The 7518-nt window shown below is 67.1% G+C and carries 7 protein-coding genes and 2 pseudogenes; 7 read left to right on the forward strand and 2 right to left on the reverse strand.

Annotated features, from left to right (window positions below):
• Positions 1-97: 97 nt before the first annotated feature.
• Positions 98-295: pseudogene (locus ABZ910_RS35995) on the forward strand (hypothetical protein); the annotation flags it as partial.
• 126 nt (positions 296-421) lie between these two features.
• On the opposite strand, the gene ABZ910_RS36000 reads toward ABZ910_RS35995, so the two are convergent.
• Positions 422-1165: a hypothetical protein gene (locus ABZ910_RS36000; RefSeq protein ID WP_361373607.1), complete on the reverse strand. Its 744-nt coding sequence runs from the start codon at positions 1163-1165 to the stop codon at positions 422-424.
• Between the two features lie 10 nt (positions 1166-1175).
• Positions 1176-2483 (reverse strand): MFS transporter, encoded by a 1308-nt coding sequence (locus tag ABZ910_RS36005; RefSeq protein ID WP_361373609.1) that lies wholly within the window; start codon positions 2481-2483, stop codon positions 1176-1178.
• A 314-nt stretch (positions 2484-2797) separates the two neighbouring features.
• On the opposite strand from ABZ910_RS36005, the gene ABZ910_RS36010 reads away from it, so the two are divergent.
• The 6 genes and pseudogenes from ABZ910_RS36010 to ABZ910_RS36035 form a co-directional block, all read left to right on the forward strand.
• On the forward strand, positions 2798-3529 hold the full coding sequence (locus tag ABZ910_RS36010; protein ID WP_361373611.1) for a GntR family transcriptional regulator: 732 nt from the start codon (positions 2798-2800) through the stop codon (positions 3527-3529).
• A gap of 205 nt (positions 3530-3734) precedes the next feature.
• Positions 3735-4577, forward strand: coding sequence for an urea carboxylase-associated family protein (locus tag ABZ910_RS36015; protein ID WP_361373613.1), 843 nt, complete (start codon positions 3735-3737; stop codon positions 4575-4577).
• Between the two features lie 26 nt (positions 4578-4603).
• A complete protein-coding gene (locus ABZ910_RS36020; protein ID WP_361373615.1) occupies positions 4604-5401 on the forward strand; it encodes a 5-oxoprolinase subunit PxpA in 798 nt (265 codons plus the stop codon).
• The gene (locus tag ABZ910_RS36025; RefSeq protein ID WP_361373617.1) at positions 5398-6054 is read left to right on the forward strand and encodes an allophanate hydrolase subunit 1; all 657 of its coding nucleotides are present in this window, start codon (positions 5398-5400) and stop codon (positions 6052-6054) included. Before ABZ910_RS36020 ends, ABZ910_RS36025 begins: the two co-directional genes overlap by 4 nt.
• Positions 6055-6077: 23 nt before the next feature.
• Complete coding sequence (locus ABZ910_RS36030; protein ID WP_361373619.1) at positions 6078-6968, forward strand: biotin-dependent carboxyltransferase family protein; 891 nt, start codon at positions 6078-6080, stop codon at positions 6966-6968.
• 395 nt (positions 6969-7363) lie between these two features.
• A pseudogene (locus ABZ910_RS36035) lies at positions 7364-7518 on the forward strand (IS256 family transposase); the annotation flags it as partial.

Here is a 7518-nt window from a genome sequence, read left to right on the forward strand (position 1 = left end):
GGTCCGCGCGGCGACCGCCTTCTCGAAGACCGAACGGCCGGTATCCGCCGTGGTAGCCGACCTCAACCCCGTGTTGCGGGGCTGAGCCGCGTACTTCCGCAATGGGAACTCCGGGCGGAAGTTCAACGCGGTCGACGGCCACGTCCACGAGCGGCTGGCGATCTTCGCCAGCCGGAAACACGGCCTGCGGGGCCGCAACTGGACCACCCGCTACACCTACGGGTGGATCAGTCGGCTCGGGGTCTACCGCCTGAGCGGGAACGTGCACTGGGCGACGGCGCATGCCAGCCGGTGAACGATGTCGGAAAGCCGGATGAGGGAGAACCTCATGTCCGGATTGAAGCGGCGGGGACTGGAAACGGAGCAGCAGCCACCGCGCCAGTCCCCGACCCTACTGAGTCCAGGTCTGGTTGTTCGAGGTTCAGTTGACTTTGAAAAGCGCTCCGCGATTTTCCAGTTGGTCGGAAATCCCCGCGAGGCGGAGGCAGTGCCACATCATGGCTTGGTTGCTGGTGATGACTGGCTTGCCGAGGGCGCTCTCGAGTGTGTCGATGATGTCGAGTGTTCGCAGGGCGCTGCAGCTGATGAAGAGCGCCTCGGCGTCCGAGCGGTCAACTTCTTTCGCGAAGTCGATGAGGTGGCTGGGGGCGACGCGGGCCATGTCGGCGTCGTTTTCGAGGCGGAGTCCTTGGATATTGGTCACGGTGAAGCCGTGGTCTTGCAGGTAGCGGTGTTCGATGGCGTTGACTTCGTCCAGATACGGGGTGGCGACGGCGATGCGCTGGGCGTTGATCGTCGCCAGGGCCTGCATGACGGAAGTGATGAGTGAGGTGGGTTGTGCGCCGGGTGCGCCCCGGTTGAGTTCGGCGAACACCCGCTCTTCTCCGATGACGACGCTGCCGGACGTGCATGCGTAGCAGATGGTGTCGAGGTCGAGGTCCGGCAGGATCTGGGCGGCGGCGTCCCCGATGCCCGTGGCCATGGCGCTGAGGGTGTCGACGCTGATGCGATTGGCCATCGGTGCGCGCGCGAAGTGGACGCCCACACCAGGCGGGGCAAGCTGGAACAGGTCGCCTTCGACGGTTTGTTCCATGGCGAGGAGGACGAATCCGAGCCGGGCGCGGTGATGGCGTCCTTCGTCGAAGATGATCTCGTTGGTGCTCATGGTTTCCGGGTCACCGTGACTTGTTCTCGGGGGATGTTTCCGGGGAGAGCAGGAGTGCACCAAGGCACAGGGCTGCGATGGCCATCACGATGAAGGCGGGGGAAGTGGCGACGCCGGTGCGGTCGATGAGCCAACTGGCGAGGAGGGGGGTGGTGCCGCCGAAGAGAGCGACGCCGAAGTTGAAGGGGATCGCGAATCCGCTGAATCGCACCTTGGCCGGGAATGATTCGATGAAGAAGGTGGCGAAGGTGGAGTCATTGAGCGCGAACATGGTGGTCATCAGGATCTGGACGATCAGCGCGGTGACGAACCCGTTCTGCCCGAGCAGCAGGAATGCCGGGTAGCTCAGTGTCAGGAACAGGATGCTGTTGGCGATGAGGACCGGTTTGCGCCCGACCTTGTCGGCCAGGCTGGCGCACAGGTACAGCGCGGGCAGGTAGAGGACGAGACCGATGGTGACGATGAGACTGGAGTAGAAGGAACTCAGATGTACTTCCTGCTCGATGTAGCTGGCCATGTAGGACAGCACCAGGTAGTAGGCGCCAGCGTTGACACCCATGACGCACACCAGTCGCAGCATGGTTTTCCAGTGTTCCCTCAGCCCTGCCAGCACCGGCGCTTCGCTCCGCGCGTCATCGCCTTGCAGTTCCAGGAAGTCCGGCGTTTCGTCAATCTTGCGGCGGATGTACCAGCCGATCAGAGTCAGCGGCACTCCGAGAAGGAACGGGATGCGCCATCCCCATGACTGCACGGCCTCAGTGCCCAGCATGGAGTACAGGCCGGTGGTCAGCAACGATGCGATCAACAGCCCAGCGGCGTTGCCGATGGGAATGAAGCTGACGTAGCGAGCGCGGCGAGCAGGCGGTGCGTGTTCCCCGAGGAGGACCGCGGCACCGGAGTATTCGCCTGCGGCGCAGAAGCTCTGACACATCCGGGCGAGCAGCAGCAGGATCGGCGCCCAGATGCCGATGACGGAGTAGCCGGGCAGGAGGCCGACGACCGCCGTCGACACCCCCATCGCGAGGATCGTCATGCTGAGTGTGCGGGTCCGGCCGATGCGGTCGCCGAAATGCCCCCAGAACAGCCCTCCCAGGGGGCGCATGATGAACGACAGCGCGAAGATCGCCCACGTCTGGATCGTCGCGAGGGCGGGATCGCCCCCGGGGAAGAAGACGACCGCGAGTGTGGCGGCCAGGTACCCGTAGGAGCCGTAGTCGAAATACTCGATGACCGTGCCGATGCACGCGCCAGCGACCGTGCGCCGCATCGGCGGTGTCTCCTGTCGGGTCTGATCGTCTTCGAGTGCGGTGTCGCTCATCGAACAATCCCTTCGGACGAGTGGTGCGCGAGGCACGCGCCCAGACGCGGGTCCTGCTTGCGGGTGGCAGCGCACGGCGGGCGGCCTTCCACGGACCGGTGCCTTGTCGTAAGGGCTTCCGCCTGGTGGAGGGGGAACGGTCTCCCTCCACCACTTGGCCGACCAGCCGTGTGCCACGTCACGCTAGATTGTGGAACAATCCGAGTCAACCATGTGAACGAAACCTCGAGGAAGACGCACGCTCGGCCTCTCGGAGGGATCTGTCGGCAGTCGACATGCTTGTTTTGTGGAACAATCCGTCTTAGGTTGTGGGTATGGCAGGGACCAACAACGAAGTCGACTCACCGTCAGCGGCCGTACCAGCGGGCGCCCGGGTAGCTGAGGAGCTCCGCGAGCGGATCATGGAGGGGCATCTTCCGCCCGGTACTCAGTTGCGCGACACCGCGTTGTCCTCCGAGTTCGCGGTGGCCCGCCATACCCTGCGGGGCGCACTGCGGCAGCTGGAACAGGAAGGCCTGGTCGTGTATCCGATGCACAAGGGCGCCGTGGTCAAGACGCTGTCCGAGGAGGATGTGCACGAGATCTACCGCGTCCGGCGGGCCCTGGAACTGGGAGCTGTTGAGAACAGCTCGATGGCAAGCGCAGCTGCCCTCGAGCGGATGGAAGCCGCCGTGTACGCGGCCGAAGACGCGGTCGTGCAGAAGGCCTGGAATGAGGTCGGAACGGCGAGCCTGCGTTTCCATCAAGCACTGGTGAGCCTGTTCGGCAGCCACAGCATCGACGAGTTCTTCCGCCGCATCCTCGCGCAACTGCGATTGGCCTTCGCTGTGATGGAGGACGAAGCACGCTGGCAGACGCCGTGGATCCCGCGTGACCGGGAGATCTGCGACCTGATCCGGGGCGGGCGCAGGGACGCGGCAGTTGCCTTGACCCGGCAGTATCTCGACGATTCCGAGCGCGGTGTGCTGGACACGGTCCGGGCGAACGAGATGGGCCGGCGCCGACCGACTCGTCGGCGCCGGAGCGTCACAGCCCAAGAGAGGTAGTGAATGGGGGCAGTCACGGCCGTCCGACCGGCGGTCCGCTGCTCCCCCACAGCCGATCAGACGGGCCCGCCGCTGTGATGCGGACGCCGCCCGGTGCCAGTCGCCGGCATAGCCCCGCCGCACCATCCACACGGCGAGTCTGACCAACCCATGGCCCGTGCCCGGCGTGCCTTCCTGTGTTTTCCCGTGACAAGGAGAGAAATCCATGGCTACCACCGCTGCCGCTTATCAGGCTTCCAAGGGCGGCCCCCTTGACGTCGACCATTCCTTCTACGACCGCGTCTCGGGCACGCCCGAAGGCCGCAAACTGGTCGACAGTTTCACCATCCCGATCCGCTCGGGACGCGCGTGGGAGGTGCCCGCCGGCCACCTTTGCCGACTGGTCACCGTGGACGGGCCGCAGGTCGGCGACTTCAACGTGTGGAACCTGAACGATCCGCGCGAGCGGTTGTGGGCCGCCCGCACCCGGCAGTTGCAGCGCGCTCACGTCAGTACCTACGACCGGCTCTGGTCCAACCTCCCCTTCCTGCGCCCCTTGCTGACCGTCACCGCGGACACGCTCGCCGACTACGGCTGCGACGCCGAGGGCGCCAGGGTGCACGACCTCCTCGGCACCCGCTGCGATCCGTACGTCAACCGCATGCTCACCGGCGAGGACTTCGACTTCCACTGTCACTCGAACCTGGTGCGGGCCGTCCTTCCATACGGCCTGACAGAGTTCGATGTGCACGACGTGCTCAACGTTTTCCAGTGCACCGGGCTGAACGAGCACGACCAGTACTTCATGAAGGACTGCCCGGCGCGCCCCGGCGACCACTTCGAGTTCTTCGCCGAACTCGACCTGCTGTGCGCGCTGTCCACCTGCCCGGGCGGCGACCTGTCCGTCCCCATGTGGGGCCCCGACGCGCACGACCCTGTCGAGGTCTGCCACCCCATCGGTGTGGAGGTCTACCGCGTGGACCCCGAACTGCTGGCCGGCTGGTCCTCCCCGCACCGCGCCGAGTACCGCAACCTGCACGGCATGACTCTCCCGTCCTGGCAGAACTGACGTTCCAGACCGGAAGGGAGGCAGCCATGACACGTCCTGTCATCGACCTCAACAGCGACATCGGCGAGGGCTTCGGCCCGTGGCCGATGGGCGACGACGATGCCCTGCTGTCCATCGTCACCAGTGCCAACGTGGCCTGCGGATACCACGCGGGCGATCCCACCGTGATGCGGAAGGTGTGCGCGCTCGCCGCCGAGCGCGGCATAACGATCGGAGCTCAGGTCGGCTACCGGGATCTGCCCGGCTTCGGCCGCCGCTTCATCGACGCCGACCCGCGGGAGCTCGTCAACGATGCCGTGTACCAGATAGCCGCCCTGGACGGCTTCGCCCGCCTGGCGGGTACCTCGGTCGCCTATGTCAAGCCGCACGGCGCGCTGTACAACGCCGTCGTCCACCACGAGGCCCAGGCGAGGGCGCTCGCCGACGCCGTCTCCCGCTACGACTCCACTCTTGCTGTCCTCGGCCTGCCCGGCAGCGCCTGGCTGGCCGTCGCCACCGATTTCGGCCTCACCACGGTGCATGAGGCCTTCGCCGACCGCGCCTACACCCCCGAAGGCACCCTGGTCTCGCGCCGTGAACCCGGCGCCGTCCTGCACGATCCCGACGTGATCGTGCAACGCTGCCTGCGGATGGTCACCGAAGGCGTCGTCGAGGCCATCGACGGCAGTCAGCTTCCGCTCGCCGTGGATTCGTTGTGTGTGCACGGCGACACACCAGGGGCCGTACGGATCGCCCGTCGGCTGCGCGAGGAACTCCGTGACGAGGGGCTGACCGTTCGGTCTTTCGCTGCCCCCGCCGCCACAAGGGAGGAGCCAGTCGGATGACGAGCCCGCTACGCGGCGTGCGCAGAGTCGGCAGCACCGCGGTGCTGGCCGAGGTCAAGGACCTGCCGGACGTTCTCGCCCTGCATGCCGCGTTGGAGCGCGACCGTCCTCACGGCGTGCTCGAACTCGTTCCTGCGGCACGCACGCTCATGGTGACCTACGACCCGAGAGCCGTCGGCCATGATGCGATGGCCCAGGCGGTGACCCACTGCGCGGCCTCCCTGGGGCAGGGCACAGAAGCTGCCGACGACGGGGGCCGGTCCGATGACGTGCTGGTGATTCCCGTCCGTTACAACGGGCCGGACCTGGACCACGCCGCCGAGCTGACCGGGCTCAGCGTGACCGAGGTGATCCGGCGCCACATCACCGCGCACTACACCGTGGCCTTCACCGGCTTCGCCCCCGGGTTCGGTTACTTGGCGGGCACTGATCCGGCGCTGGCGCTGCCCCGGCGGGCCGAGCCCCGTACCGCCGTTCCCAGCGGCGCCGTCGCGGTCGCCGGGGGATTCACCGGTGTGTATCCGCGCTCCTCACCCGGCGGCTGGCAACTGCTCGGCACCACGGCGCTCAAGCTGTGGGACCCAGACCGTGATCGGCCAGCGCTGCTCACCCCCGGTCGGCAGGTACGGTTCGTCGCCGAGGAGCCACGGTGACAGCAGTCGCACGCGACTGCCGCATGGAGATCCTGGCGCCGGGACCGCTGGCCACCGTGCAGGACTTCGGCCGGCCCGGCTGGTCACGCCTGGGTCTGTCCTCCTCCGGGGCCGCCGACTTCCGCTCCCTGGCCTTGGCCAACCGCCTCGTCGGCAACACCGAGGACGCTGCCGGCATCGAGGCGACCTGGGGCGGGCTGCGGATCAGGGCGCACTGCCGACGCGTCGACGGCAGGACTTCCATCGTCTACGTCTCACTCACCGGAGCCCCCTGCCCGATCGATGTGAACGGCCGTCCTGCCGCCTGGTGCGGCCCGATAGCGCTGCGAGACGGCGACGTGCTCACGCTCGGCGCGCCCACGTCGGGACTGCGCACCTACCTGGCGGTACGCGGCGGTCTCGCTGTACCACCGGTCCTCGGGTCCAGATCGACCGACCTGCTCTCCGGCACCGGCCCGGCCCCGCTGGCAGCCGGGGACCGGCTAGCCGTGGGACAGCCCGTCGCCCCCATGCCTGGAGTGGACCTGGCCCCATGTACCGCGCCGCCTGAGCAGTTCCTGCTGCGGGTGTGGCCGGGCCCGCGCAGCGACTGGTTCACCCAAGCGTCCTTGCGTGAGCTGCTCACTGCCTCCTGGCAGGCGACCAGCCGCAGCAACCGTGTAGGGCTGCGGCTCTCCGGTCCGCCACTGACCCGCTGCCGCGAGGAGGAACTGCCCGCCGAGGGCATGGTCTCCGGCGCTCTTCAAGTCCCACCCAGCGGCCAGCCGGTGCTCTTCCTCACCGACCACCCGGTCACCGGCGGTTACCCCGTTGTCGCAGTGGTCCACGGCGACGACCTGCCCCTGGCCGGACAGATTCCGCCCGGCGCAAGCATCCGCTTCCGGCTCCACCAAGCAACTGCCTGGGAAAGCTGACCTCAGCACCTGCCAACAGCCCTTCTGCACCCCCTCATGCAGCCAAAAGAACGCCTTCTCAGCCGGTCATCCATCGTGGACCCTGGGGAGGGCGCCGTGCTCGGGCCATGCGGACTGAGGCCCGAAGGGCCGACGAAGGCGACAGACGGGCGGCTTGCCCTTAGCTTGACTCTGTCGGGGATCTTGGATGGTCGGGCTCAGGTTCCGAGGTTTCGCCAGGACTTTGACCGGGGGATCTCGTTCTGGTCGAGGAAGGTCTGGAAGGCGGGTCGGGAGCAATGCTCAGGACTTGTGGATCGGTTCTCGGAGGGACGCGGAGGGCGTACCTTCCCGACTGATCCTGTGATGGTCACCGAGTAGGCCCGCGTTGGCGCGCGGGTCGGGAGGGCACGCCCGTGCTGAGCGTAGTCACTGACGACGGTTCCACCCAGTCCGGCTCCTTGATCGACGAGATTGTGCGCGAGGGCGCCCGACGCATGCTGGCCGCAGCACTGGAAGCGGAAGTCAACCAGTACATAGCCGAGTTGGCGACTGAGACCGACGAGCAGGG

Origin of the sequence: Streptomyces sp. NPDC046805, from assembly GCF_040645355.1 — a bacterium.
Classification (GTDB): Bacteria; Actinomycetota; Actinomycetes; order Streptomycetales; family Streptomycetaceae; genus Streptomyces.